Here is a 24,286-nt window from a genome sequence, read left to right as displayed (position 1 = left end):
GCGCGTTCGCCCCTACTGCGGGCGACCCACCACGGCATCAACCGAGTTCGTCGTCACCGGGTGATAGCCGGGCCGCGCCTCGCCATAGAGGCGGGTGGCGATCGGGCGGCCCCAGTCGCCCTGACCCCAAAGGGTGGTGAACAGCGGCAGGACGAATTTGCGACGACCTTGCGTGGTCAGGAACCGCTCCAGAGTCGGCACGGCGGGCTGGTAGCGATGCTGGACCGCGATATCCAGCCAGGCGAAGACCAGTTCGGCATTGCCTTCCTGACGCAGGTTCAGGGTCGTCTCCAGATCGGCCAGTTGGGCATCGCTGAACCAGCGGCCTGAGGCGGGCGGCACCGGCGGACGCCAGGCCAGGAAGCGCTGGCGCTCCTGTGTCGACCAGTTGGCCCACGGAATGGCCGAGGCCGGTCCGCCGTCCGCAAAGGCCAGGGCCGCCGCATCGACGGGGGCGAAGGCGTCCGACACCGGCGGCTGCCAGTTCGACGGCATGCCGGGCTGATAGATCCAGGCATCCATCATCAGCTGGTCCTCCAGCGCGCGCGTCGTGACCAGATGGGTGCGGATGTCCTCCAGGAACAGCTCGGTCGTCATGGGGCGGAAGGCATTGCGCTCGAAATAGCCGGTCAGCCAGGCGTCGAATTTCTCACGACCCACGATGCGCTCGATGGTGCGCAGGAAGGCGGCCCCCTTCTCATAGGCGATGTCGGTCAGTCCCTCGTCCGGGTCGCGTCCGGCCAGATCCAGCTTCAGCCGGGTATCGGCGGGCGGCAGGCTGGCCAGGGTGTCCTGAAGATCGCCCCAACCGAGGGACTGCAGCATCAGGGCGCGGTCGCGTCCCTCCGTTGCCTCCATGATCCGGTTCTCGAAATAGACGGTGAAGCCTTCGTTCAGCCAGAAGTCCGCCCAGGTCGCATTGGTCACCAGATTGCCGGACCAGGAATGCGCCAGCTCGTGCGCGACCAGGCTGACCAGCGAGCGGTCGCCGGCGATGATGGTCGGGGTGGCGAAGGTCAGGCGCGGGTTTTCCATCCCGCCGAACGGGAAGGAGGGCGGCAGGACCAGCAGGTCGTACCGGCCCCAGCGATAGGGGCCGTACAGCGCCTCGGCCGCATCGACCATGGCGGCGGTCGGAACCAGTTCGTCATGGGCGGCCTCGAGGCGCGATGGCTCCGTCCAGACGCCGGTCCGCTCATCGATGGCCTGGAAATCGACATCGCCCACGCCGATGGCGATCAGATAGGGCGGCACCGGATTGGTCTCGACATAGCGCCAGGAAATCAGATCAGGCCCGATGGGTGCGCGGCCCGAAGCCCTGCCGCTCATGACCACCTTCAGATCGCGTGGCGCGGTGATGCGGGCGTCCCAGGTCTGGCGGATGCCAGGGCTGTCCTGGGTCGGCACCCAGGTGCGGGTCAGGATCGCCTGGCCCTGGCTGAACATATAGGGCTGCTGGCCGCCTGCGGTCTGGGCCGGGGTCAGCCATTGCAGGGCGGCCGCATCGGGGCGCGTGGCATAGGTGATGACGATCTTGCGAACGTCACCGATCTGCACCGTCAGGGCGTGACCCAGGATGGGGTCGTCCTGCCCCTCGGCAAATCCCAGGGGGCGGCCCTCGGCGTCGGTGATCGACCGGATGTCCAGATTGCGGGCGTCGAGCACGATCTCGGTGGCACCCGGCTGGGCGGCGATGTCGAGTGTGGCCGTACCCGAGAGGCTCTTGCTGTCGAAGTCGGCAGTCAGGTTCAGATCGACGTGGGTGACCCGCGCGATATTGGGCTGGGCATAGGTGTGAATGTCCTGCGGGATGGGCGTCATCGCCTCGGACGCTGCGACGGCTGCGATGGCACCGGGATCGGTCACAGACCCGCCTGTCGTCTGACACGCCCCCAAGGCCGTCGTCAGTGCCATCATCGAAACCATCATCAGTGGGCGGACCATCACGCATCTCCTCGAAACCGTTGTCGCGGGGGACAACGCCTCCTGGAGACGAAAAGATCAAGGGGCGGATGCGGCTGCGGTCGTGTTTCGTCCGGTGAACAGTCGACCCTTCTCGGCCAACAGCACGAAGGTCAGAGCCAGCAGGCCCAGGCCGACGAAGCCCAGGGTCATGGGCGTGGCGCTGCCGTTGAACTGCTGACCGATCAGGAAGCCGAAGGTCGCCCCAAGGGTCGTGGAGATAAATCCCTGGGCCGAGGAAGCCGTGCCCGCGATATGGTCCATCTTCTCCATGGCCATGGAGCCGAAATTACCCGCGATGAAGCCGAAGCAGAACATGGTCAGGCCTTGCAGGACGGCGAAGGTCCAGATGGTCTCCAGCCCCATCAGGTTCACCACCGAATGAATGGAGGCCATGACGATGAAGCCGATGAGGGCGGTGTGCGAGATCAGGCGAGAGCCCAGTTTCTCGACCAGTCGTGCATTCAACAGGGACGCCACGGCGATGCCGCCCGCGACCAGGCCGAACACGGTGGTGAACAGATGCGGGGCCTGGAACACATCGAAGAAGATCTGCTGGCTGGAGTTGATGAAGCCGAACAGCGCGCCGGTGATGCAGGTCATGGCCAGGGTGTAGCCGATGGACTGGCGCTCGGTCAGGGCCTGGCGAAATGCCCCGGCGATGCGTCCGACCTGGATGGGCATGCGGTCGTCTGGGTGCAGGGTTTCAGGCAGGCGGATGGCCGTCCAGATCATGTAGGCGCTGCCGGCCAGGGCCAGGACGCCGAAGATCCACGGCCAGGGCGCGACTGTCAGGATCAACTGGCCAAGCGTTGGGGCCAGGATGGGAATGCCCAGAAAGACCAGGAAGCTGAGCGACATCACCCGCGCCATGGTCCGCCCGGAATAACGGTCCCGCACGATGGAGACGGCCAGGACCCGCAGGGCTGCCGCGCCGATACCCGTGCCGACGCGGGCGGCGATCAAGAGCTCGAATGTCGGTGCAAAGGCGGCCAGGGCACTGAACACGACATAGACGCCGAGCCCGAACATCAGCACAGGCTTGCGGCCGTATCGGTCAGCCAGCGGGCCATAGATGATCTGGGTGACGCCGAACCCCAGCAGATAGGCCGTTACGACCCACTGGCGACTGTTTTCATTGGCCACGCCCAGCGCCTCGCCGATGGCGGGCAGGGCGGGCAGCATGGAATCGATCGCCAGCGCATTCAGCGCCATCATCATCGCGATCAGGGCGACGAACTCGGGAAAGCCGGGGCCTTTGAGGGGGATTTCAGTACCGGCTTTTGTCATGCCCGGTCAGATGCGCCCGACAGTTTCGCATCGCAACCTTGTCCGGATGACATTTCGCAACTGCGAAGGCGGCTAGGCCAGTTCTAGGGCGTGAACTGAATGGTGCGGGCGAACTGAATGTCGCCTTGTCCAGGCTCGACGCGGCTGTCCTGCACCAATGCCACGGCCGCCTCTCCGAAACCCAGACCTGGATGGGTCTCGCCCAGGACGATGCAGCCTTCGACATTGCCATCCGAGCGGGCCGTACACTCGACCGTCACGGCCACGCCTGCCAGAACAGGAGCCGCGTCTTCGGTCGTCATGACTACAGGCTTGATGTCGAACTCGGCCTCGTCGAGCTGCGCATGCGTCTGCGTGGGTCCGGCAGTCAGGGCGATGGCGAACAACATGGCAATCATGGGTCGAGCCTCCTGACCTATTAATGTTCGTGAAAGGACTGCGTTCCGTCAGGCTGTATGCGAGAGCCGCGCCCCCCAAGGCCACAGCTTCACCATATGAACGAAAGCTGACCGCCAGGCTGTCGCGGCGTTCAGGTCTGGCCTGCCAGAACGGGGCCATCGGAACGGGGCGAGACCCCGAAAGCCCGGAGGATGTCCCAATGGCCAGCGCCGCCCTGAATATCGCCTCTTCCACCGCCGAAATTCGTGCCCTGATGAGCACGCCCGAGAGCCGTGGTGACCGGATCGCCCGCCTGCAGCGCGAGGCCCGTGCCCTGGCTCTGGACGACGTCCAGGCCCTGGTCCGGCTGATGGCCCAGGTCGCGGAGGCGGCCAGCGACATAGCCGACGGCGGCGACGCCTATCCTGTCGGTGTGCGCGAAGCGGCCTTGCGCCTTGCGACCGATTTGCCGGCCCGTGCCGACACGCTGAAGGCGATCTCGGGCCGCGCGCTAATCTGAAGAGATGGTGCCCCGGGTCGGACTCGAACCGACACTCCTTTCGGAACCGGATTTTGAGTCCGGCGCGTCTACCAGTTCCACCACCGGGGCCCGCGAGTGTCCTTTAGCCGGACTGGGCGTCTTGTGCCAATAGGCCGTGACGAAGAGCAGGAGCGACGCCATGAATTCTGCAACCGCCCCTCTTGCGTTTCATCGTGGTGTAACGCATCTGGCATCGCATGAGCGCTTCAGACCTGCCCGACCTCGCCGTCGTCTATGAACATCCGGAATGGTTCGAGCCGCTGTTCGCGGCGCTGGACCGGCATGGCGTCCGCCATGTGAAGGTGCCGCTGGCCGGGCATGGGTTCGATCCGGCGGGTTCGCCTGCACCTGCAAAGGTCGTGTTCAGCCGCGTGGCGATGTCCTCCTTCCTGCGCGATCCGGAGCACCCGATCTTCTATGCCCAGAGCCTGTTCGACCACTGGCAGGGGCAGGGTACGCGGGTGGTCAACGCCTCAGCCCTGAACATCGACACCTCCAAGGCGCGGCAGATGTCGCTGATCGCGCGGCAGGGTCTGAAGGGCCCCGCGACCCGGGTCGCGCACCGCCAGGCGGACATTCCGGCGGCGGCCGAGGGGCTGCGCTTTCCGGTCCTGGTTAAGGCCGATATCGGCGGGGCCGGTGCCGGCATCACCCGTTATGAAAGTCCCGAAAGCCTTGCCGAGGCGGCGGGCGAGAAATGGTGTCCGGTCGGGGTGAACGGCATCTCCCTGATCCAGGAATATGCGCCGCGTCGGGGCGGCAAGATCACACGCGTCGAGACGCTGGGCGGCAAATACCTGTACGCTATCGACATCGAGAGCCCCGGCGATGCCTTCGACCTGTGCCCCGCCGATGCCTGTCTGGTGCGGCCCGGTGCGCCGACCCTGACCATGACGAAGGCCACGCCGCCGGACGAGATCATCGCGGCGGTCGAACGTCTGGCCGTGGCGAGCGAGATCGAGGTTGGGGGCGTCGAATATCTGATCGACGACCGGGACGGTTCGGTGCTGTTTTACGACATCAATGGTCTGTCGAACTTTGTGGCCAATCCGGTCCAGGTTCTGGGCTTCGATCCCCATGACAACCTGGTCGCCTGGCTGGCGGCCATCATCGACGACGAGAAGAGAAAGGCCGCAGCATGAGGTACGGTTACTGGGCCCCGGTCTTCGGCGGCTGGCTGAGGAATGTCGACGACGAGCGCGAGGCGTCGTGGGAAAATCTGTCACGGCTGGTCCGTCGCTCCGAGGAGATCGGCTGGGACCTGACCTTGATCGCCGAGCTGAACCTGAACGACATCAAGGGCATCGAGGCCCCGGCGCTGGATGCCTGGTCCAGCGCGGCGGCCCTGGCGGCGGTGACGAAGACGATCGAGCTGATGGTGGCCGTACGGCCGAACTTTCACCAGCCCGCCCTGTTCGCCAAGGCGGCAGCCAATATCGACCAGATTTCGGGCGGGCGACTGGCGCTGAACGTCGTTTCGTCCTGGTGGGCCAAGGAAGCGGAAAGCTATGGCCTGCAGTTCGACCAGCACGACGACCGCTATGCCCGCACCACCGAATGGCTGCAGGTCGTGGACCGGTTGTGGACGCAGAAGCGTACGGATTTCGGGGGTCAATTCTACACGCTGAAGGACGCCATCGTGGAGCCCAAGCCGACCTCAACGCCTGCGCGGCCTCGCCCCGTTATCTATGCGGGCGGCGAGAGCGAGGCGGCCAAGACCCTGATCGCGCGACACTGCGACGCCTATGTCATGCACGGCGACGAGCCGGAGCATATCGCCGCCAAGGTCGAGGACATGAAGGCCCGACGCGAGAGCTTCGGCCTGCCGCCCATGTCGTTCGGCATGGCGGGCTATGCCGTCGTCCGCGACAGCCAGGCCGAGGCCGACCGCGAGCTGGAGCGTGTCACCACCATCCCCGGCCTGGCCGAGGGCAATCCACCCGCCGGCTTCGCCAACTTCGATCAGTGGCTGTCGGGCACCGAGCTGGAGCGCGAGCTGAAGATCCGCGAATACAGCGTCTCCAATCGCGGTCTGCGGCCCGGCTTCGTCGGCACGCCCGAGACGGTGCGCGAGCGGGTCGCCGAATTCGAAGCCGCCGGGCTGGACCTGGTCCTGCTACAGATGTCGCCGCAGGAAGACGAGATGGAGCGGTTCGCGGCCCAGGTGATCAACGGCTGATCGGGCTTAGGCCGGGGTCTGCCCCGACGTGATTGGCTCGACATGCGCGTCGGATTGGCCGTGCTAAATACGGCGAGCGCGGATGAACAGTTCGAACCCACATCCGCTGTGGTCGCAGGGTGTAAGGCTTGCGCCCTTTCAGCAGGAGTAATCTCCGGCTGACCTCGATGCTGTCAACGCCTGATCAGCCCCGAGGCTGCGCTAGGTGTACCCTGTTGATCCATAGTGAAATGCGCGCGGAAAACAAAGCGCACAGGACGAAGGGGGGCACCAGGCTGGGCTGAGTTGCTCAGACGCGCTCCGTCCATGGCATCGAGCGTCGCGCGACCGAAACGACCGTCATGAGGGTGCTCACTTTCGATGACACAGTCACGGGCCCGGCCCGACTGATCTGCAATACAACTGAGCACGACGTGACCTCGGGCATACCGGGTTTCGGGATAGCGAATGCGGGGGCGGGTCTGCCAACTCAAGCCGCTCGGCAGCCCGTTGTCTGGCAAGGCATCCAGTTCCGCGTCGCGAGGATCCGTAAGGGGCTTTTCGCAGCGAGTTAGTGTTTCATCGATGGCAGAGGACGACGACGGAAGGTCGACGACATAGGTAATATCGCGTCCATTCGCAGCAGCGCCGGGCACGGTCAGTCTGAGCGATCCACCCTTGCGAAAGGTGCGAGCCAGGGGGGCAGGGATATCGGCTACGGCCACGGTGGGTTCGGTCGTCGAGTTCCAGCCGGTCTCATACGCATCCTCGTCGCCGAACTTCAGCCGAAGCGTCCGGCGCTCGGTGGGGCTGGCCGGTAGCCCGCTGACGACGGCCGAGAAATCTCCATTCCGGCATCTGAACCCAAGGCCCAGGCCATTTGAGAACTCTGTATAAGCCATAGTCGTGCGAGTGCTGGCATCGCCATGCAGGTCCCAATCTCGGGCAGCGTCCTGGGCAGAGGCGGATGGAGCAAAGGCCACCGAGGCCATGAGCAAAACGGCGCGACGAATGGGTATACTCAAGTTGTTCGATTTCAGGTCGACCGTGGATACTGCAACTCCTGAACGCAAGCGTTGCAGCAGTTCGATCAGTTTTCGTCAGACGCACTTACCCCCTCAACCGTCTGTTCGATCGCGCCGAACAGGGTGTGGTGGTGGTCGTCCAGCATTTCGATGCGGACGGTGTCGCCGGGTTTCAGGAACGGTGTCTCGGGCTTGCCGCGCAGGATCGTCTCGACCGTGCGCACCTCGGCGATGCAGGAAAAGCCCAGGCCGCCTTCGCTGACCGGCTTGCCGGGCCCGCCGTCGGCATCGCGGTTGGACACGGTGCCCGAGCCGATGATCGTGCCGGCCCCCAGGCTGCGGGTCTTGGCCAGATGGGCGATCAGGGTGCCGAAGTCGAAGGTCATGTCGGTGCCGGCGTCGGCCTGGCCGAAGTCATGACCGTTCAGCTGGACCGACAGCGTGCCGTGCAGCTTGCCGTCCTTCCAGCGATCGCCGAGCGCATCGGGCGTGACAAAGACGGGCGACAGGGCGCTGGCGGGCTTGGACTGGACGAAGCCGAAGCCCTTGCCCAGTTCGGCGGGGATCAGGTTGCGCAGGGATACGTCGTTGACCAGGCCGACCAGGCGGATGGCCGCCAGCGCCTGATCCCGCGTCGCGCCCTGCGGCACGTCGCCGGTCACGACCACGACCTCGGCCTCCAGATCGCAGCCCCAGGCCTCGTCGGCCAGCGGGATGGGATCACGCGGGGCCAGGAAGCCGTCGGAGCCGCCCTGATACATCAGCGGATCGGTCCAGAAGCTGTCGGGCATTTCGGCCCCGCGCGCCTTCCGCACCAGTTCGACGTGGTTCACATAGGCCGAGCCGTCGGCCCACTGATAGGCGCGGGGCAGGGGGGCGGCGGCGTCGCGTTCATGGAAGCGGCCACGCGGCACACCTCCGTGTTCCAGACTTTCCGCCAGAGCGCGCAGATCGGGCTCCAGCCGGTCCCAATTGTCCAGCGCGGCCTGCAAGGTCGGCGCGATCAGGAAGGCGTCTGTGAACCAGTTCAGATCACTGGAGACGAGGACGAGGCGACCGTCGCGGCCGTGCTTGAGCGAGGCGAGTTTCATGCCTCAAGGCCTAAACGGTTTTTCCGCAAAGGGAAGCGGGTGTCTGTGGTCGATCAGACGGGCGGGGTGATCAGGGCCTTGGCCTCGGCCCCTGTGCGAGCGCCCATGTCGCGCACCTCGACCTCGACAGCGACGGCCCCCTCGGGCTGATGCGCCCACAGATAGCGCCGCTCCACCTCGACCTCGCGGCCCGAGGGCGCAAAGCCGGTGAAGATGTCACCCCAGGGCGTCACCGCCTTCAGATCGGGCCACGGCAGGGCGCAGGCCGCGTCCAGTTCCTCGATGGCCATGGCGGAAAGCTCGTCGTCGCTCATCGCGGCGGCTCATTGGCATAGATGCCGACACGGGCGGGCTCGGTCGAGGACACCGCGCCGCGATACATGCCCGAGGTGTTCATGTGCAGCCAGGCATCGCCGCTGCGGGTCATCACGATCACCCCGCCGCTCCCGCCCAAAGCCTCCACCTGGGCTAGTTCTCGGTCGATGACGACGAAGTCCGGATTGCGAGGGTGCGACAGGCAGATTTCATCGGCTGGGCAGGCTGAAGCTTCTCGTTGGCGGGCCCGGGCTTCTGGAGACACTGCCGCCTCGGCCGCGATGCCGGCACAGATGTCCCGCGCCACCGTCGCCCGGATGAAATACTCGCCATCGCCCGTGGCCGAGACGGCGCAGCCGTCGGCATTGGAGGCATAGGTGCCCGCGCCGATCACCGGCACATCGCCGACGCGGCCCCAGCGTTTGGCCGTCATGCCGCCGGTCGAGGTGCCGGCGGCCAGGTTGCCGGACTGGTCCAGCGCGACCGCGCCAACGGTGCCGAACTTGCGCTCGTTCAGGGGCGGACTCTGGCCTTCGTCGATCGCAGCCTGCGGACCGGGCGCACCGGCGGGCCGGGAGGGGATGGGCAGGTTTCGCGCCCGCAGCGCCGTCTCAAGCCCCTGCCAGCGGCGCTCGGTGAAGAAGAAGGACGGCTCGACCTGCTCCAGCCCAACCGAGGCGGCGAAGGCGTCGGCACCCGACCCGATCAGCATCACATGCGGGCTCTGATCCATCACGGCGCGGGCGGCGGCAATGGGATGACGGGTGGTGGTCAGACCCGCGACCGAACCGGCGGTCAGGTCCGAGCCATCCATGACGGCGGCATCCAGCTCGTTGCGACCGGCGGCGGTGAAGACCGCGCCGCGCCCGGCGTTGAACAGGGGGTCATCCTCCATGATCTGGATCGCCGCCTGGACCGCATCCATGGCCGTGCCGCCACGGGACAGGATGGCCTGACCCGCCTCCAGTGCGCGGGTCAGGGCGGCGCGGTAAGCCGCGTCCTGCTCGGGCGAAAGGCTGTCGCGCTCAATGACACCTGCTCCGCCGTGGATGGCGAAGGACCAGCGCGGGGCCTCGGGCTGGGCGGTCTGGGCGACGGCGGGCGTGGCCATCAGGGCCAAGGCGAAGGCGGCGGGGATCAGGCGGGTGAGGGTCATGGAGAGCAGCGTCGGTGATCGCGTCGCCGAACTCAAGCCTCAGGTCGTGATCGCCTGACCGCAACAGGGGCAGACGGCGTGGGCGATGCCGAACAGGGCGGTCAGGGCGGCGGGTGCCAGCATCCGCTCTGGTGTCCCCGTCTCGACCCAGTCAGGACCCAAGGCCATCACCTGATCGGCCCGTGCAGCAAAGGGCAGGTGGTGGGTCGAGGCGATGACGGTGCGGCCCTCGGCGGCGAGGCTGCGGATCGCCGCCTCGACGGCCTGGGCATGCGCGAGGTCCAGCATGGCCAGGGGCTCGTCCAGCAGACAGAGGGCGGCATCCTGAACGAACAGGCGGGCCAGCAGGACCAGTTGCTGCTGGCCGCTGGACAGACGATCGAAGGAGCGGACGGCCAGACTACCGATGCCCAGCCGGTCAAGGGCGGCCTCTGCAGCCGCCAGATCGGCAGGGGCCAGACCAGCGGCCCAGCGACGGCGTCCTGAGCGACCCAGGGCCACCAGATGCAATGCCGAGAACCCCGCGTCGACTTCTCCTGGCGGGGGCAACCAGCCGGCAGGACCATCGCGCGAGACTGTGCCGTCCAGCGGCGGCAGCAGGCCGGCCAGGGTCTTCAGCAGCGTCGTCTTGCCCGCGCCATTCGGGCCGATCAGGGCGATGACCTGACCGGGTGCCACGGTCTGATCCAGCGCCGGCAGGCGAAATCCTGCGCGTCCGGCCACCATCCTGTGCAGGGTGAGGCCGCTCATGCCCGCCGCGCTGTGGCAATGAACAGGGCCAGAAAGGCAGGCGCGCCGACCAGCGCCGCCAGCAGGCCGACGGGCAATTCCGCTGGACCGAAGGCGGTGGCCAGCCGGTCGATGGCCAGCGCAGCGAGAGCGCCGATAGCCATGGAGGCAGGAATGAGCTGGCTGGCCTGCTCGCCGACCAGACGTCGCGCCGCATGCGGGGCCAGAAGGCCGATCCAGCCGACCACGCCTGCGACGGCCACAGCGGCGGAGGTCATCAGCGCCGCCGCCGCCAGGGCGATCACGCGCAGGGGACCGGCAGGCAGCCCCAGCGATCGCGCCTGCTCCTGACCCAGAGACAGCACGTCAAGCCGAAATCCGAGCCAGAGCAGGACCAGTGCGCCCGCCGTCATCGGCACCAAGGCCGACAAGGCTTCGCCCAGATCCGCCCGCGTGAAAGAGCCGAGCAGCCAATAGGTGATGGACGGCAGTTGCGAATAGGGCTCAGCCGCGATGACGACGAGGCCCAGTCCTGCCGTGGCCAGTGCTCCGGCTACGATGCCGCACAGGATAAGGGAAAGCCGTCCGTCATTGCTGCGTGCGCCGTCACTCGCCAGACCGGCGCACACCAGGGCCAGAGCCCCGGTGGCCAGACCACCTGCGAAGGCCGCGCTCTGGACAATCCAGGCTCCGGCTCCCAGCAGCAAGGCCGTCGCCGCGCCTAGCCCCGCACCGGAAGTCACGCCCAACAAATCCGGGGAGGCCAGCGGATTGCGAAACAATATCTGGAATGCAGCTCCGGCCCCGGCCAGTGCTGCCCCACAAGCCAGCGCCGCCAGAAGACGAGGCACCCGGAGGGACAGGGCCAGTTCGGCTTGCGAGGAGCCCGACCCTGCGACGGCTTTAAGCAGTGCCGCAGGAGTAACCCCCAGTGGCCCGGTTGCCATGACCAGAAATCCCAGGGCGACTATCAGCGCGACAAGAAGCGCTGTGGTCCGTGATGCGCCTGCACGCTTCACTTGATCCAGCGCGGGCGGGCAATCTCGACGGGTGCCATACCATACAGTCGGCGGGTCAACGAGCCGATCGCCAGGGCACTTCCTTCTGGATCGGCCAGCCAGGTGCAGCCCAGAAGGCGGTTCACCGACGGTGGGCGATCAACCCAGCCGAAAGGCACGTCGGGCATCAGAAGCAGACGTCGGGGCGTGCCGTCACGCCGCCAGCCCCAGACGTCGTCGCCGCGCATGGTGGCCGCGAATCCGGTGCTCAGCGTTACGATCGCTTCCGGGTCCCAGGCTGCGACCTGTTCGCGCGTCACCCGACCGATGTCGTTGCCGCCGACGGCCACGTTGGACCAGCCCGCCCCTTCCAGAACCTCTGTCGCCAAGGCTCCGCGAAAGCCTGTTTCCAGTCCGTCATTGCCGCGCGCATAGTAGAAGCTGGGGCCCGCCGGGGCCCTGGCCCATGCGACCAGAATACCCGCAGCCTGATCGGCCAAAGGCTGCACTGCCGATTCGGTACCCAGCAGGCGTGCCGCCTGGCGCAGGGCCTCGGGGATATGACGCAGAGCCCCGTCGATCAGGGTCCAGTCGACGCCGAGGCGCGCCTTGAACTGTTCGGACAAGGCCTGATATTTGGGGTCCAGATCGCCATAGTCGATGATCCGGCTCGGCGACAAGGCCGCGATGGTTTCCAGGTTTGCGGCCTGTCCGACGCCTGAAAGACTGCCCAACTCCGGCAGTCTGGAGGCCACTTCTGGCAGGGTCGCCAGGCAGTCTGCGGCGGGGCGTCGGGGCCAGCCCGCCAGTCGCTCGCGCGCCACCGCCCAGATCAGGAGTGCCGCAGGCTGACCCGCCGCCACCACGTCGCCGCGCACGGCGATCTGCGGCTGCGCGGAACACCCGGCCAGGGCCCCCATGCCGCCCAGCGTACCCAGTCCAACCAGAGCTGATCGCCGTGTCGTCGTCATGCCGTCCGCTCGTCCGTTCGGGTCGTGATCATAGTGCCGCTTCACCCCCGCCGATGCCAGACAGTAGCGAATTTACCCTTAACCCTTGTTCGGGCTTGGTCCGTGTGCTGGTTATGCGCCCTTCGCGCGTCAGGTGGGGCGCAGCATCATAGGGAGTGAGCCGTTGAGTACGACGGACGCAGGGGGGGCGCTTATCGGCGATCCTCGCAAGACGTTTCTGGGACACCCGCGGGGGCTGGTCGTCCTGTTCTTCACGGAGATGTGGGAGAGGTTCTCCTTCTACGGCATGCGGGCCATGCTGACTCTGTATCTGATCCAGCACTTCCTGTTTGGACCGGTCGAGGCGCAAGGCATCTATGCCGCCTATGGCGCACTGGTCTATCTGCTGCCCGTCGTCGGCGGCCTGATCGCCGACAAATATCTTGGATCCAGGAAGGCCGTCATCATCGGCGCGGTCCTGCTGGTCGCCGGTCACTTCACCATGGCCTTCGAGGGCTCGGGCGGGCGTGAGTTCATCACCGTCGGTGGCACCGAATATGCCATTCAGGTCGAGGGGCGGAACACCGACCGTCAGCTTTATGCCGTAACCGATGCTGGCCGCGTGCCGATTTCGATCGCACCTGAAGGTGTCAGCGTCGTAGACGTGGCCGGACAACCTGCGGGTTCCGGAGCCCAGTTGGCGACAGCGGCCGCCTTCCCGGCGACGATCGCGGCGGACGGTTATACGACCCGCATCGATCGTGATCCGTCGGGCGAAATGACCCTGTTCCTGGCTCTTTCGCTGATCATTGTCGGCGTGGGTTTCCTGAAGGCGAATATCTCGACCGTCGTGGGTCACTTGTACGAAGAGAATGATCCACGTCGGGACGGGGGGTTCACCCTGTTCTATGTCGGCATCAACCTGGGTTCAGTGTTGGCCACCGGCCTGTGCTCCTATCTCGGCTTCACCTATGGCTGGGCCTATGGCTTCGGTCTGGCGGGCTTCGGCATGTTGCTGGGTCTGGCGACCTTCCTGCTGGGTCAGTCCTGGCTTGAGGGCCGCGGCGGGCCGCCTAACCCCGAGAAGCTGGCCGGCACCAAGGTGCTGGGCATTCCGCTGGAAGCGACCTTCTGGATCCTGGGTCTGATTGCGGTCTTCCCGGTCTGGTTGCTGATGCAGCGTCACGAGATCATTTCGACCGCCTTGCCCTGGCTGGCCGGCATCATCTTCGCGCTGGTCGTCGGCTATACGGTGATCAAGCTGCAGGGGGCAGAGCGCGCTCGCATGCTGGTCGCCCAGGTCCTGATCTTCTTCTCGGTCCTGTTCTGGGCCCTGTTCGAACAGGCTGGTTCGTCCCTGACCCTGTTCGCGGACCAGTCCACGGCCATGCCGTCCTGGTTCAATGCGGGCTACACTCAGATGTTCAACCCGGGCATCATCGTGATCTTCGGGCCGATCTTCGCGGCCCTGTGGGTGTGGTTGGGCAAGCGCAACAAGGAGCCTTCGACCCCGGTCAAATTCTCCTTCGGGTTGGTGTTCGTGGGCCTGGGCTTCCTGGTTCTGTCCTGGGCGGCCGTGACGCAGGCGGGTGTCGATTTCCGCGTGCCGCTGTTCTTCCTGTTCCTGACTTACTTCTTCCACACCATGGGCGAGCTGTGTCTGTCGCCCGTGGGCCTGTCGATGATCACCAAGCTGTCGGTCGATCGTCTGGTGGGCATGATGATGGGGGTCTGGTTCCTGTCCAGCTCCGTGGCCCACATCGTGGCTGGCATCATCGCCCAGGCCACGGCGACCGATACGGTGGCCGGGGTGGTGACCAACCCGCAACTGGCGCTGGACACCTACAGCTCCATCTTCGGGACCATTGGCTGGACGGGCGTCGGCGTGGGCGTCCTGCTCTTGCTGCTCTCCCCCGTTCTGAAGAAGGGTATGGCTGGGGTCCGTTGATCGTCCGCTGACCAAAAGAATGAAGCCCCGGTGGATCATTCCACCGGGGCTTTTTCTTTGCCGCTGATCAGAACGTTTTCCGCAGACGCAGTTGCCAGAAGGCGCGCGGGTCGACTTCGCGGCGTTCGATGAAGGCGACGTTGCGGATGGTGCGGTCGGCATATTCGATCCGTTCGGAATCGAAGTCCTCCCAGATGTTCAGCTGGGCCCGCAGCGACAGGGTCGCGGTCGGTTTGTACTCGACGAAGAACTCGAAATAGTTGTGGCCGCGCCAGCTGAAATCACGGTCGGGATCGAAGGAGGCCTGGCCCAGCAACGGAATCCAGGCGAGGCCCCACTGGGTCTTGTAGCGTGTGACGTCCTGCTCAAAGCTGATCACGGCCTGGGTCGGGCGCACGTTGGAAATGGGGCGGGTGCGCCCCGTGGTCGGATCGGTCACCTCGGTCCGGTTCCAGTCGTTGCGGAAACCGAAACGTCCGCCTGGAATCCCCAGCTTTGTGGTCGGCAGGGTGATCCGCAGCGACAGCTGATCCAGCGTCCCGTCGCCGATGTTGCCGACTGCCGACAAGCCATCGGCCAGAGGAATGGCGTCGATCACATCGGTGATTTCGTCGTGACGCAGGCCCAGGGTGACGATGCCGTCGCCCCAGAAACGACGCTCATAGGTCAGCTCGCTGATCCAGCGCTGCTCGGGCTCCAGATCGACATTGCCGCCGAAGACGTTCTCGTCTTCCAGATCGGCCGAAGCAGCAAAGTCCCCGAAGTTCAACTGACCGACCTCTCGCTCGACACGCAGGCGGAACTGGTGGCCGGCCCAGGGCGTCCAGGTGGCCAGGGCGCGCGGCTTGGCGAAGAAGAAGGATTTCTCCTGCTCGGCATCGCCTGACTGGCTGATGGTCGAGGCCTCCAGCCGCAGGCCGCTTTCCAGTGTCAGGTCCGAACGCGCGCGCCAGGTTGCCTTGCCGAACAGTTCGCCGCGCGTCTCTTCCACCACCACAGAGGCGGAGGGCAGGGGGATGTTCACACCGCCCTCGGTGTAGCGCTGCTCGACATCCAGCATGTTGTAGGCCACCTCGGCACCCGTTTCGAAAGTCAGGGCTGGCGAGCGCTCATACCGAACGAGCCCACGCAGGATGGTTTCAGACGATGAGCCGTCGGCGGCAAATGCCTGCTCTGGTCCGTCCACATTGCCCAGACGCGTGCGCGACGTGGACAGGTTCTCGAAATCCTCGAACTGATGGATGAAGCGGCTTTCCATTTTCAGGGAAGAGCTCAGCGGGCGCGTGTAGACGACCCCGAACTCTCCACTTGAACTGTCCTGTTCGCCCAGGCTCTCGCGGCGGACTGTCGGCGCGGTTTGCAGATTGATGCTGTGCCAGTCGTTGACGCCATAACGCGCCGTCAGGTCGATCTTGCCGCCGAACAAGGGGGTCGAATAGTTGCCCCGGATCGAGTTTCCGCCGCCGTAGCCGTCGTTGTAATAGCCTTCGTCGCGCAGGACATTGCCCAGCGCGTCCGTGCGCAGGACGCGGCCTGAGCCGTTCGAATCACTGGTCGAGATGCCGTCGCTGAGCGTCACGCCCCAGGTCCGCTCGCCCTCGCGTGCCGTGAACTGGTAGGAGCCGCCGTAAACGTCCTGGCCGCCTTCGAAGAGGACGGCATTGGCTGTCAGAACGGATTCCCGGCTGCTTTCCGTCTTCAGGATGACGTTCACGACGACGGAATAGCCCTGCATGTCGATACCGGGGGCACCGCCGCGGATCAGCTCGATCCGTTCGACCTGACTGGCGGTAGTGCGAGACAGGACGTTGGAGCCGGTGTCGTTCTTGGAGGCGGGACGCTCGCCATTGATCAGGATGTTCCCGACCGACCCTTCGAAGCCCCGGCTGCCGGAGCCGTCGTCGGTGGAGAATCCGGGCACCCGCTCGACCATGTCCAGGGCGGTGTTGGGGCGCGCCTCGGCGAAGAAGGCGGGCTGGAAAACCAGGACGCCCTGCTGACCCGCCTCGGCGACCGGCGGGACTTGTTCAGGCGTCTGGGCCAATGCGGTCCCGGTGGTCAGGAGGACGGCCGTGGTGGCCATCAGGATGGTTCTGGTCATTGCAGGTTTTCCCCTCGTCTGTTGGCGAGAGGTGTGGCTGGATGTCGCGGCGGTCTCCAGTTACAAGACGGCAAGGTGGATTAAATCGACGACATCATTACATGGCTGTCATCTTTGTGTTCTTGTAAAGACAGTCTTGTTGGGCCTTTACTTTATTCTTTTGGAATATTGGCATGAAACAGACACTGGCTGGCTTTGCTGCTTTCGCCGCTCTCTCGCTTTGTCATGCACCGGTTCTGGCGCAGGAAGCCGCCGTGGACGCCGTTCAGGAGGAGGCCACCACCCTGGATGACATCGTCGTTCTGGCCCGGCGGTCGGGCGCGCCGATGTGGACGGTGACGCGGGGAGACAGCACCCTGATCCTGGTGGGAGCCATCGGGCGTATTCCGCGCGATGTGACATGGCGACCAGACGATCTGGAGGCGGCGGCGGCGCGGTCGAACCTGATCCTGACGCCCCAGGTCGGGCAGGCGTCGGTCAGCGATATCCTGCGGGTCATCTGGCGGGCCCGCACCATCGGCCAGATGCCGCGGGGTACGACGACGGCGACCTACCTCAGCCCCGCCGATCAGGCGCGGCTGGAAACCATCATGGCGGGCGAGCGCAATCAGGGCTGGCGCACCAAGAGCCTGCTGTTTCTCAGCTTCGACCTGATGAAGGACAAGGCTGGATATGGCCAAGGGCGCGAGGGCGAAGACGCGGTCGACGTCATACGCCGAGCGGCTCGGCGGGCGCGTATCGAGACGCGCCCGGTCGGAACGGTGCGCGGCGACGAGATCGTTGACAGCCTGATCACCGCACCCCAGCCCACGCACCTGCCGTGTGCCGAGGCCGCCATCGCGGCGGCCGAGTATGGCCCGACTGCCGGCCGCGACCGGGCCGAGGACTGGCGCGCGCTGCGGGTCGCCGATGTCGTGGCCTCGCCCATCGACCGGGCGTTGAGCGTCTGCTGGCCCTGGGCCGACCCGGAAATCGGCTCGCAACTGCATCAGCAATGGGCAGCCGCCATCGAGACGGCGATGATTGCGCCGGGGGTGACCATGGGTGTCGCCCCGATCCGCCTGCTCGCCGAAGACGGCGGCGTGCTGGACGGGCTGGAGGCACGTGGCTTTGAGGTGGTCGGCCCGGCGTGGAAATGACGGGGACAAAAAAGACAGTCCACTCAGTCCACTCAGTCCACATGTATCCCGGTGTTGCTCGATAGGGCGGTGGTGATCATGGGGGCGCATGAGGCCTTGATAGCGTCGGCCTGCGTCAGTTCCGGACGTGTCAGACCGCCGTGCCGCCCACCGTCAGGCCGCCCATTTTGAGCGACGGCTGGCCGATGCCGACGGGGACGCCCTGGCCGGCCTTGCCGCAGACGCCGACACCGGGATCGAAGGCGAAGTCGTCGCCGATCATCTGGATGTGGGTCAGGGCCGTCGCGCCGTCGCCGATCAGGGTCGCCCCGCGTACGGGGGCGGTGATCTTGCCGTCCTCGATCAGATAGGCCTCGGTGCACTGGAAGACGAACTTGCCGTTGGTGATGTCCACCTGGCCGCCGCCGAAGTTGGCGGCATAGAGACCGCGTTTGGTCGAGGCGATCATGTCGGCCTTCGAATCCTTGCCCCCTTCCATGAAGGTATTGGTCATGCGCGGCATGGGCATGTGGGCGAAGGACTGGCGACGACCGTTGCCTGTGGCCTGGGCGCCCAGCTGACGGGCCGACAGCCGGTCGTGCATCAGCCCGACCATGATGCCGTCCTCGATCAGGACGGTGCGCGAGGTCGGGGTGCCCTCGTCGTCGATGGTCAGGGAGCCGCGACGGCCAGAAATGGAGCCGTCGTCGACCACGGTCACGCCCGGTGCCGCCACCCGCTGACCCATCTTCCCGGAAAAGACGGATGAGCCCTTGCGGTGGAAGTCGCCCTCGAAGCCATGGCCGATGGCTTCGTGCAGCAGGACGCCGGGCCAGCCTGCGCCCAGGACGACGTCCATCTCTCCGGCTGGACAGTCGACGGCGTCCAGGTTGATCAGGGCCTGCCGTAAGGCCTCATCGACCTGTCCTTGCCAGCGATCGGGCGCGATCCAGGTCTCGAACCCGGCACGGCCGCCTGCGCCCGAGGAGGCGCTCTCGCGGCGGCCGTCACGCTCGACAGTGACGGATACGTTCAGCCGCACAAGCGGGCGAAGATCCTGCATGCGCAGGCCATCGCCGCGCAGGATCTCGATCTGGCGGCGCTCGCCCGTCAGGCTGGCCGAGACCTGGACGACGCGCGGATCGCGGGCGCGGGCCCAGGCGTCGATCTCGGACAGCAGGGCGATCTTGTCGGAAAAAGCGGGCGAGGCGAGCGGATCGACGGGCTCGTAGAGTTTCTGATTGGTGGCGCGGGGACCTTCGCCGACTGTGGCGGCATGGCCGGCCTTGGCGAGGGCCGCGCTGTCGGCGGCACGGCGCAGGGCCGGGCCAGTGATCTCGTTGGCGTGGGCATAGCCGGCGGTCTCGCCCGCCACGACCCGCAGACCGAACCCTTCGGAGGCGTCATAGGCGGCCGACTTCAGCCGCCCGTCGTCGAAGACCAGCGATTCGCTTTCGGAGCGTTCGAGATAAAGCTCGCCGTCATCGGCCCCGGCCAGGGCTCCCTGGAGATTCGACAGGGCCTCGTCGGCACCGACGTCAACGCTGTCGAGGAGGGCGGGCGGAGAAACATGCAGGGTCATGCAGGCTAGATAGGGTGTCGCGATTGCGGCGTCACCCCGGACAGACAAAAGGCCCCCACCCGTGCGGGCAGGGGCCTCGTTGCCCGATGGCGGTCAGGTCAGTCCTGGTTCAGCGAGCCGTTGCCGCTGATGGTCTGTTCCAGACGGGCCGGACGGCGGGTCAGGGTGACGTCGCCATTTCCGGACAGATCGACCGTGGCCTGGCCGGTGGGGCCAAGGTGGGCGTCGCCGTTGCCACTGACGGTGACGGTGGCGTCGGTCATGGCGACCGCCTCCAGATCCGCATCGCCGTCGCCGGAGATGTCGAGGGTGACGGACTGGGTCCGCCCCTGGACGTCGACGTCGGACGAGCCGGACAGGGTCAGGTTGAGCGCGGGCTGATCATAGGCCCGCACGCTCAGTTCGCTGGATCCGGCCACGTCGAAGGTGGTGACCGAGGGGGCGGTGACAGTGATCTTCAGCGCTTCGGTCTCGCTCCAGCCCTGGATGCCGGTACGGCTCCAGCGGATGTAGGCGCGATCACCGTCTTCGCCGTTCAGAAGGGTCAGACGCCCGTCGGTGAAGCGAACGCGATCCACGACCGTGCTGGGGCCGGTGATCGAAATGCCGGCCTCGGAGCCCTGGACGTAGGTCACGTCGGCAGGCAGGTCGATGGCGAGGGTATCCGACCCCGTCCATTCGATGGTGCGGGTCGTCTGGGGTGAGACCACGCCGCGCTCGATGCGGAAGCTTTCGTCCCCCGCCTCGTCGTCGGTGACGACCCAGGTCCAGCCGGGGCCAGCGAGGTCACGACCGCCGAGGGCTGCTGCCCCGCCGATGCCGACTACGGCGAGGATGAAGCCAACGCCCGTGATGATGAGAAGATTGCGGATCATGAAGGTCTCTCCTCAGACTTGATAGGTCGTGGGGGCCGAAGTCCCCAACGCAGGTTTCAGGACGCGGTAGTGCAGGCGGGCGTACCAGACGGTGGCATCGACCAGCCACTTGGTCAGGAGTGCGCCAAGGCCCGTCATGAACATGCCGATCCCCATGATGCCGATGCCCAGCAGGACGGCGGCGAACGCTCCGCCCGGTCCACCCAGGAAGGGCCCGACCACCAGGGCGACGGCCCCGCCGATGAAGACGAAGACGCCCATCAGCAGCACAGTCAGGACGGTGCCGAAGACCGGCAGGACGATCGGCAGCAGGATCAGGATGTCCAGCGCCCCCAGACCGATCAGGCCGAAGATGGCTCCGACCGCAGCCGACGGGTTCTGTTCCTGGGTCCAGCGCTGGGCGGTCGATTCGGCGCGCAACTCGCGAGCCAGACGATCGGGATCGCCCAGGGCGGCGGCCACCTCGGCCTCGGATCGGCCGGCGGCGACGCCGTCGCGGAAGTGGCTGTCATAGTCCGAGACGATGTCCTGGGCGGCGGCGATGGGCAGGCCCACCAGTCCGCGCCGCAGACGGCCCATGAATTCCTCGCGTGTCATTGTTTCGGCTCCCCTTGATCGGTGGTGGCGACGGCCGTGGCTTCGGGGACGGCGGGGGCGTTCATGACGCCTTCCACGGCCCGGACGAAGGCGTGCCATTCGCGGGTCTGTTGTTCGAGCGCGGCGCGCCCCGCTTCGGTCAGGCGATAATATTTGCGCGACGGACCGGACGGCGATTCGACCAGATAGGTCTCGACCTGGCCCTCGGACTGCATGCGCCGCATCAGCGGATAGATGGTGCCCTCGCCCATATCGATGGCGTCGGACAAGGTGGCGGCAATCTCGTAGGCGTAGCTTTCGCGCCGGTTCAGCAGGGCCAGGACGCACAGCGTCAGCACCCCCTTCTTCAGCTGTATCTCTATGGTTTCGGGCACCGTGGCGTCCTCCTGTGATGTCGAAGGTGTATCGCAAGGTATCTGGCGTCACAAGGTAGCTGGCGAAACATGACAGCGATTTAATCAACGCATGGATTTCGCATGCGGCGTCCAGACGCTTGGCAAGCGGGGGACAGGGCGATATGGACCGCGCAACGACCGCTGCGGGCTTTGGGCCTGTGGCGACTGTTTGCGATTCACTCGCAAACGCTTGCGGCAGAACGGTTTTTATGAGGAAGTCTCGTATGGGGATGGGCACGCGGGCCCGGGGTCTGATCGGCGGCGGTGTCGCGGGTCTTTGCCTGGCCATCTTTGCCGCTGCGCCGGCATGGGCGCAGGAGCTGATGGGTCAACCGACGCCGGGTGGCATCGGCCTGCAGCCGTCCGCCTCGCCGTTGAAGGCCGAGGCGCACTTCTTCCATGATGTCATCCTGATGCCGATCATCACGATCATCACCCTGTTCGTTCTGGGTCTGATCATCTGGATCGTCGTCCGCTACAACAAGAAGTCGAACCCGACCCCTGCGCGCTGGAGCCACAACACCCTGATCGAGGTGATCTGGACGGTCGTGCCGGTCCTGATCCTGGTGTTCATCGCCCTGTTCTCGTTCCGGCTGCTGTTCTCGTATCACAACATGCCGACGCCGGACCTGACGGTGAAGGCCACGGGCAACCAGTGGAACTGGTCCTATGAATATCCCGACCAGGGCATCGCCGAATACATCTCCAACATGCTGCCGGAAGACGAGATCGCGGCCCGCGGCATGGATCACGGCCTGTACCGTCTGGCCGCCGACGAGCCGATCGTGGTGCCGGTCGGCAAGACGGTCCGGGTTCTGGTCACCGCCGCCGACGTCATCCACGCCTTCGCCCTGCCGGCCTTCGGTCTGAAGACCGACGCCATTCCCGGCCGGGTCAACGAAACCTGGTTCAAGGCCGACCGCGTCGGCACCTTCTACGGCCAGTGCTCGGAACTGTGCGGCGTCGACCACGCCTTCATGCCGATCCAGATCAATGTGGTGACGCAGGCCGAGTTCGAGGCCTGGGTCGTGTCCAAGGGCGGCTCGATGACGCCCCGGACGGCTGAAGAAGCGCCGGGCGGCACCACCGCCCAGGTCGCTGCCGGTACGACCGGTGCCGCGACCACCACCGACGCGGCCGCGCCTGCGGCAATCCCGACGGCCCAGACGGCGACGACGCCGGCTGCCCCCGCCACCACCGCTGCCCCCGCGACGGCTCCCGCCGCCGCCCCGGCCGCCCAGTAACGATACGCGAGAGCCCAGAACACATGGCCACCGCAGCCGAAAACCTAGCCCACGACCACGACGGGCATCACGACCACAAGCCGGGCTTCTTTACCCGCTGGTTCCTGTCGACCAACCACAAGGACATCGGCACCCTGTACCTGCTGTTCGCCATCATGGCGGGCATCGTGGGCGGGGCGCTGTCGGGCCTGATCCGCTGGGAACTGGCCGAGCCGGGTATCCAGATTTTCAAGGACGGCTCGGTCGTCAATCTGCTGGGCCTCGTCGAGCAGTCCAAGCACGGCTATAACGTCGTCGTCACCGGCCACGCCCTGATCATGATCTTCTTCATGGTCATGCCCGCCATGATCGGCGGCTTCGGCAACTGGTTCGTGCCCATCATGATCGGTGCGCCGGACATGGCCTTCCCGCGCATGAACAACATCTCGTTCTGGCTGCTGGTTGCGGCCTGGATCCTGTTGATCGTGTCGCTGTTCGTCGACGGCGGACCGGGCAAGGGCTTCGGCGGGGGCTGGACCATCTATCCGCCGCTCTCGACCACGGGACACACCGGACCGGCCATGGATCTGGCGATCTTCTCGCTGCACGTCGCCGGTGCCTCGTCGATCCTGGGCGCGATCAACTTCATCACCACCATCTTCAACATGCGCGCGCCGGGCATGACGCTGCACCGCATGCCGCTGTTCGCCTGGTCGGTGCTGATCACCGCCTTCCTGCTGCTGCTGTCACTGCCCGTCCTGGCCGGCGCCATCACCATGCTGCTGGCCGACCGCAACTTCGGCACCAGCTTCTTCGACCCGGCCGGCGGCGGCGACCCCGTCATGTTCCAGCACCTGTTCTGGTTCTTCGGTCACCCGGAGGTGTACATCCTGATCCTGCCGGGCTTCGGCATCATCAGCCACATCGTCTCGACCTTCTCCAAGAAGCCGATCTTCGGTTATCTGGCGATGGCCTATGCCATGGTCGCCATCGGCTTCGTCGGCTTCATCGTGTGGGCGCACCACATGTACACGGTCGGCATGAGCGTGAACCTGCGCGCCTATTTCATCGCCGCCACCATGATCATCGCCGTGCCCACGGGTGTGAAGATCTTCAGCTGGATCGCGACGATGTGGGGCGGTTCGCTCAGCTTCAAGACGCCCATGCTGTGGGCCATCGGCTTCATCTTCCTGTTCACGGTCGGCGGCGTGACCGGCGTGGTCCTGTCCAACGCGGGCATCGATTACAGCCTGCACGACACCTATTACGTGGTCGCCCACTTCCACTACGTCCTGTCGCTGGGCGCGGTGTTCGCGATCTTCGCGGGCTTCTACTACTGGTTCGAGAAGATGTTCGGCGTGAAGTACAACGAGTTCCTGGGGTGCGCGCACTTCTGGATCATGTTCGTCGGCGTGAACCTGATCTTCTTCCCGCAGCACTTCCTGGGCCTGCAGGGCATGCCGCGTCGCTACATCGACTATCCGGACGCCTATGAGATGTGGAACCACGTTTCGACCATGGGCTATCTGATCACGATCGTCGGCGTCGCCGTCTTCCTGATCATGCTGCTGGAGGCTGCCATCCGGCGTCGTCCGGGCGTGGCCAATCCGTGGGGCGAAGGCGCCACCACCCTGGAATGGACCCTGTCCTCGCCGCCACCGCACCACCAGTTCAACGAACTGCCGGTGGTCAAGGGTGACGACCACTAACCGGTTCCTGCGAACCTGAGCTAAACAGGGGCCGCTCTTTCGAATGAAGGGGCGGCCTCTGATCTTTTTGGTGCGCTACCGCGCTTCGCGCTACTTGAGCGTGGTTGGTGCGCCACTCACGTTCGCGCTATGGAGCGCGAGAAAG

Annotated in this window: 22 protein-coding genes and 1 tRNA gene; 7 read left to right on the top strand and 16 right to left on the bottom strand. The window is 65.8% G+C overall.

Annotated elements, in window-relative coordinates:
- Positions 1-12: 12 nt before the first annotated feature.
- The 3 genes from AC4PRM_RS03375 to AC4PRM_RS03365 all read right to left on the bottom strand — a co-directional run bounded on the left by AC4PRM_RS03375 (position 13) and on the right by AC4PRM_RS03365 (position 3,650).
- The gene (locus AC4PRM_RS03375; RefSeq protein ID WP_492038784.1) at positions 13-1,944 is read right to left on the bottom strand and encodes a M1 family metallopeptidase; all 1,932 of its coding nucleotides are present in this window, start codon (positions 1,942-1,944) and stop codon (positions 13-15) included.
- A 57-nt stretch (positions 1,945-2,001) separates the two neighbouring features.
- Entirely contained in the window at positions 2,002-3,252 is a 1,251-nt protein-coding gene (locus AC4PRM_RS03370) for a multidrug effflux MFS transporter (protein WP_492038783.1), read from the bottom strand.
- An 83-nt stretch (positions 3,253-3,335) separates the two neighbouring features.
- Positions 3,336-3,650: an energy transducer TonB gene (locus tag AC4PRM_RS03365; RefSeq protein ID WP_492038782.1), complete on the bottom strand. Its 315-nt coding sequence runs from the start codon at positions 3,648-3,650 to the stop codon at positions 3,336-3,338.
- Positions 3,651-3,850: 200 nt separating this feature from the next.
- Here AC4PRM_RS03365 and AC4PRM_RS03360 point away from each other — a divergent pair, with 200 nt between their 5' ends.
- Positions 3,851-4,150 carry a hypothetical protein gene (locus AC4PRM_RS03360; RefSeq protein ID WP_492038781.1) on the top strand — a complete coding sequence of 100 codons (300 nt, stop codon included), beginning with the start codon at positions 3,851-3,853 and terminating at the stop codon, positions 4,148-4,150.
- Between the two features lie 5 nt (positions 4,151-4,155).
- Here the strand turns inward: AC4PRM_RS03360 and AC4PRM_RS03355 are convergent.
- Positions 4,156-4,240: transfer RNA gene (locus AC4PRM_RS03355), tRNA-Leu, on the bottom strand.
- Between the two features lie 128 nt (positions 4,241-4,368).
- Here AC4PRM_RS03355 and AC4PRM_RS03350 point away from each other — a divergent pair.
- Complete coding sequence (locus AC4PRM_RS03350) at positions 4,369-5,313, top strand: ATP-grasp domain-containing protein (RefSeq protein WP_492038780.1); 945 nt, start codon at positions 4,369-4,371, stop codon at positions 5,311-5,313.
- Positions 5,310-6,350: an LLM class flavin-dependent oxidoreductase gene (locus AC4PRM_RS03345; RefSeq protein ID WP_492038779.1), complete on the top strand. Its 1,041-nt coding sequence runs from the start codon at positions 5,310-5,312 to the stop codon at positions 6,348-6,350. Before AC4PRM_RS03350 ends, AC4PRM_RS03345 begins: the two co-directional genes overlap by 4 nt.
- 173 nt (positions 6,351-6,523) lie before the next feature.
- Here AC4PRM_RS03345 and AC4PRM_RS03340 read toward each other — a convergent pair whose 3' ends face one another.
- The 7 genes from AC4PRM_RS03340 to AC4PRM_RS03310 all read right to left on the bottom strand — a co-directional run bounded on the left by AC4PRM_RS03340 (position 6,524) and on the right by AC4PRM_RS03310 (position 12,614).
- Positions 6,524-7,354, bottom strand: coding sequence for a hypothetical protein (locus AC4PRM_RS03340; RefSeq protein WP_492038778.1), 831 nt, complete (start codon positions 7,352-7,354; stop codon positions 6,524-6,526).
- Positions 7,355-7,419: 65 nt separating this feature from the next.
- A complete protein-coding gene (locus AC4PRM_RS03335) occupies positions 7,420-8,445 on the bottom strand; it encodes a fumarylacetoacetate hydrolase family protein (protein ID WP_492038777.1) in 1,026 nt (341 codons plus the stop codon).
- 53 nt (positions 8,446-8,498) lie between these two features.
- Entirely contained in the window at positions 8,499-8,759 is a 261-nt protein-coding gene (locus AC4PRM_RS03330) for a hypothetical protein (protein WP_373256163.1), read from the bottom strand.
- Positions 8,756-9,916, bottom strand: coding sequence for an isoaspartyl peptidase/L-asparaginase family protein (locus AC4PRM_RS03325; protein WP_492038776.1), 1,161 nt, complete (start codon positions 9,914-9,916; stop codon positions 8,756-8,758). Before AC4PRM_RS03325 ends, AC4PRM_RS03330 begins: the two co-directional genes overlap by 4 nt.
- A gap of 39 nt (positions 9,917-9,955) precedes the next feature.
- Positions 9,956-10,666 (bottom strand): ABC transporter ATP-binding protein, encoded by a 711-nt coding sequence (locus tag AC4PRM_RS03320; RefSeq protein ID WP_492038775.1) that lies wholly within the window; start codon positions 10,664-10,666, stop codon positions 9,956-9,958.
- Positions 10,663-11,664 carry a FecCD family ABC transporter permease gene (locus AC4PRM_RS03315; RefSeq protein ID WP_492038774.1) on the bottom strand — a complete coding sequence of 334 codons (1,002 nt, stop codon included), beginning with the start codon at positions 11,662-11,664 and terminating at the stop codon, positions 10,663-10,665. The genes AC4PRM_RS03320 and AC4PRM_RS03315 overlap by 4 nt, the downstream gene beginning before the upstream one ends.
- On the bottom strand, positions 11,661-12,614 hold the full coding sequence (locus AC4PRM_RS03310; protein WP_492038773.1) for a TroA family protein: 954 nt from the start codon (positions 12,612-12,614) through the stop codon (positions 11,661-11,663). The genes AC4PRM_RS03315 and AC4PRM_RS03310 overlap by 4 nt, the downstream gene beginning before the upstream one ends.
- A gap of 163 nt (positions 12,615-12,777) precedes the next feature.
- On the opposite strand from AC4PRM_RS03310, the gene AC4PRM_RS03305 reads away from it, so the two are divergent.
- Positions 12,778-14,541: a peptide MFS transporter gene (locus AC4PRM_RS03305; protein ID WP_492038772.1), complete on the top strand. Its 1,764-nt coding sequence runs from the start codon at positions 12,778-12,780 to the stop codon at positions 14,539-14,541.
- Positions 14,542-14,608: 67 nt separating this feature from the next.
- Here AC4PRM_RS03305 and AC4PRM_RS03300 read toward each other — a convergent pair whose 3' ends face one another.
- Positions 14,609-16,642, bottom strand: a complete 2,034-nt coding sequence (locus AC4PRM_RS03300; RefSeq protein WP_492038771.1) for a TonB-dependent receptor plug domain-containing protein — start codon at positions 16,640-16,642, stop codon at positions 14,609-14,611.
- Positions 16,643-16,815: 173 nt separating this feature from the next.
- On the opposite strand from AC4PRM_RS03300, the gene AC4PRM_RS03295 reads away from it, so the two are divergent.
- The gene (locus AC4PRM_RS03295) at positions 16,816-17,781 is read left to right on the top strand and encodes a TraB/GumN family protein (protein ID WP_492038770.1); all 966 of its coding nucleotides are present in this window, start codon (positions 16,816-16,818) and stop codon (positions 17,779-17,781) included.
- 130 nt (positions 17,782-17,911) lie between these two features.
- On the opposite strand, the gene tldD is transcribed toward AC4PRM_RS03295, so the two are convergent.
- The 4 genes from tldD to AC4PRM_RS03275 all read right to left on the bottom strand — a co-directional run bounded on the left by tldD (position 17,912) and on the right by AC4PRM_RS03275 (position 21,188).
- Positions 17,912-19,342, bottom strand: coding sequence for a metalloprotease TldD (gene tldD / locus AC4PRM_RS03290; protein ID WP_492038769.1), 1,431 nt, complete (start codon positions 19,340-19,342; stop codon positions 17,912-17,914).
- A 98-nt stretch (positions 19,343-19,440) separates the two neighbouring features.
- Positions 19,441-20,217: a GIN domain-containing protein gene (locus AC4PRM_RS03285; protein WP_492038768.1), complete on the bottom strand. Its 777-nt coding sequence runs from the start codon at positions 20,215-20,217 to the stop codon at positions 19,441-19,443.
- 12 nt (positions 20,218-20,229) lie between these two features.
- Positions 20,230-20,814 carry a DUF1700 domain-containing protein gene (locus AC4PRM_RS03280; protein ID WP_373256152.1) on the bottom strand — a complete coding sequence of 195 codons (585 nt, stop codon included), beginning with the start codon at positions 20,812-20,814 and terminating at the stop codon, positions 20,230-20,232.
- A complete protein-coding gene (locus AC4PRM_RS03275; RefSeq protein ID WP_492038767.1) occupies positions 20,811-21,188 on the bottom strand; it encodes a PadR family transcriptional regulator in 378 nt (125 codons plus the stop codon). Before AC4PRM_RS03275 ends, AC4PRM_RS03280 begins: the two co-directional genes overlap by 4 nt.
- Before the next feature lie 230 nt (positions 21,189-21,418).
- Here AC4PRM_RS03275 and coxB point away from each other — a divergent pair, with 230 nt between their 5' ends.
- Together coxB and ctaD are read left to right on the top strand one after the other, a co-directional pair.
- Positions 21,419-22,453: a cytochrome c oxidase subunit II gene (gene coxB, locus AC4PRM_RS03270; protein WP_373256150.1), complete on the top strand. Its 1,035-nt coding sequence runs from the start codon at positions 21,419-21,421 to the stop codon at positions 22,451-22,453.
- Between the two features lie 23 nt (positions 22,454-22,476).
- Positions 22,477-24,141: a cytochrome c oxidase subunit I gene (gene ctaD / locus AC4PRM_RS03265; RefSeq protein WP_373256149.1), complete on the top strand. Its 1,665-nt coding sequence runs from the start codon at positions 22,477-22,479 to the stop codon at positions 24,139-24,141.
- The last annotated feature ends 145 nt before the right edge of the window (positions 24,142-24,286 follow it).

Source organism: Brevundimonas sp. DW-iso22, from assembly GCF_058725425.1.
Note: the sequence above shows the minus strand (reverse complement) of the source record. Positions and strands in the feature narration are given on the sequence as shown.

Excerpts from the sequence above, each read along its gene's own strand:
- AC4PRM_RS03370 (WP_492038783.1), bottom strand. The coding sequence starts at position 3,252 with ATGACAAAAGCCGGTACTGAAATCCCCCTCAAAGGCCCCGGCTTTCCC.
- AC4PRM_RS03320 (WP_492038775.1), bottom strand. The coding sequence starts at position 10,666 with ATGAGCGGCCTCACCCTGCACAGGATGGTGGCCGGACGCGCAGGATTT.
- coxB (WP_373256150.1), top strand. The coding sequence starts at position 21,419 with ATGAGGAAGTCTCGTATGGGGATGGGCACGCGGGCCCGGGGTCTGATC.
- AC4PRM_RS03345 (WP_492038779.1), top strand. The coding sequence starts at position 5,310 with ATGAGGTACGGTTACTGGGCCCCGGTCTTCGGCGGCTGGCTGAGGAAT.
- AC4PRM_RS03295 (WP_492038770.1), top strand. The coding sequence starts at position 16,816 with ATGAAACAGACACTGGCTGGCTTTGCTGCTTTCGCCGCTCTCTCGCTT.
- AC4PRM_RS03330 (WP_373256163.1), bottom strand. The coding sequence starts at position 8,759 with ATGAGCGACGACGAGCTTTCCGCCATGGCCATCGAGGAACTGGACGCG.
- AC4PRM_RS03325 (WP_492038776.1), bottom strand. The coding sequence starts at position 9,916 with ATGACCCTCACCCGCCTGATCCCCGCCGCCTTCGCCTTGGCCCTGATG.
- AC4PRM_RS03310 (WP_492038773.1), bottom strand. The coding sequence starts at position 12,614 with ATGACGACGACACGGCGATCAGCTCTGGTTGGACTGGGTACGCTGGGC.
- AC4PRM_RS03300 (WP_492038771.1), bottom strand. The coding sequence starts at position 16,642 with ATGACCAGAACCATCCTGATGGCCACCACGGCCGTCCTCCTGACCACC.
- ctaD (WP_373256149.1), top strand. The coding sequence starts at position 22,477 with ATGGCCACCGCAGCCGAAAACCTAGCCCACGACCACGACGGGCATCAC.
- AC4PRM_RS03360 (WP_492038781.1), top strand. The coding sequence starts at position 3,851 with ATGGCCAGCGCCGCCCTGAATATCGCCTCTTCCACCGCCGAAATTCGT.
- AC4PRM_RS03285 (WP_492038768.1), bottom strand. The coding sequence starts at position 20,217 with ATGATCCGCAATCTTCTCATCATCACGGGCGTTGGCTTCATCCTCGCC.
- AC4PRM_RS03375 (WP_492038784.1), bottom strand. The coding sequence starts at position 1,944 with ATGGTCCGCCCACTGATGATGGTTTCGATGATGGCACTGACGACGGCC.
- AC4PRM_RS03335 (WP_492038777.1), bottom strand. The coding sequence starts at position 8,445 with ATGAAACTCGCCTCGCTCAAGCACGGCCGCGACGGTCGCCTCGTCCTC.
- AC4PRM_RS03350 (WP_492038780.1), top strand. The coding sequence starts at position 4,369 with ATGAGCGCTTCAGACCTGCCCGACCTCGCCGTCGTCTATGAACATCCG.
- AC4PRM_RS03280 (WP_373256152.1), bottom strand. The coding sequence starts at position 20,814 with ATGACACGCGAGGAATTCATGGGCCGTCTGCGGCGCGGACTGGTGGGC.
- AC4PRM_RS03365 (WP_492038782.1), bottom strand. The coding sequence starts at position 3,650 with ATGATTGCCATGTTGTTCGCCATCGCCCTGACTGCCGGACCCACGCAG.
- tldD (WP_492038769.1), bottom strand. The coding sequence starts at position 19,342 with ATGACCCTGCATGTTTCTCCGCCCGCCCTCCTCGACAGCGTTGACGTC.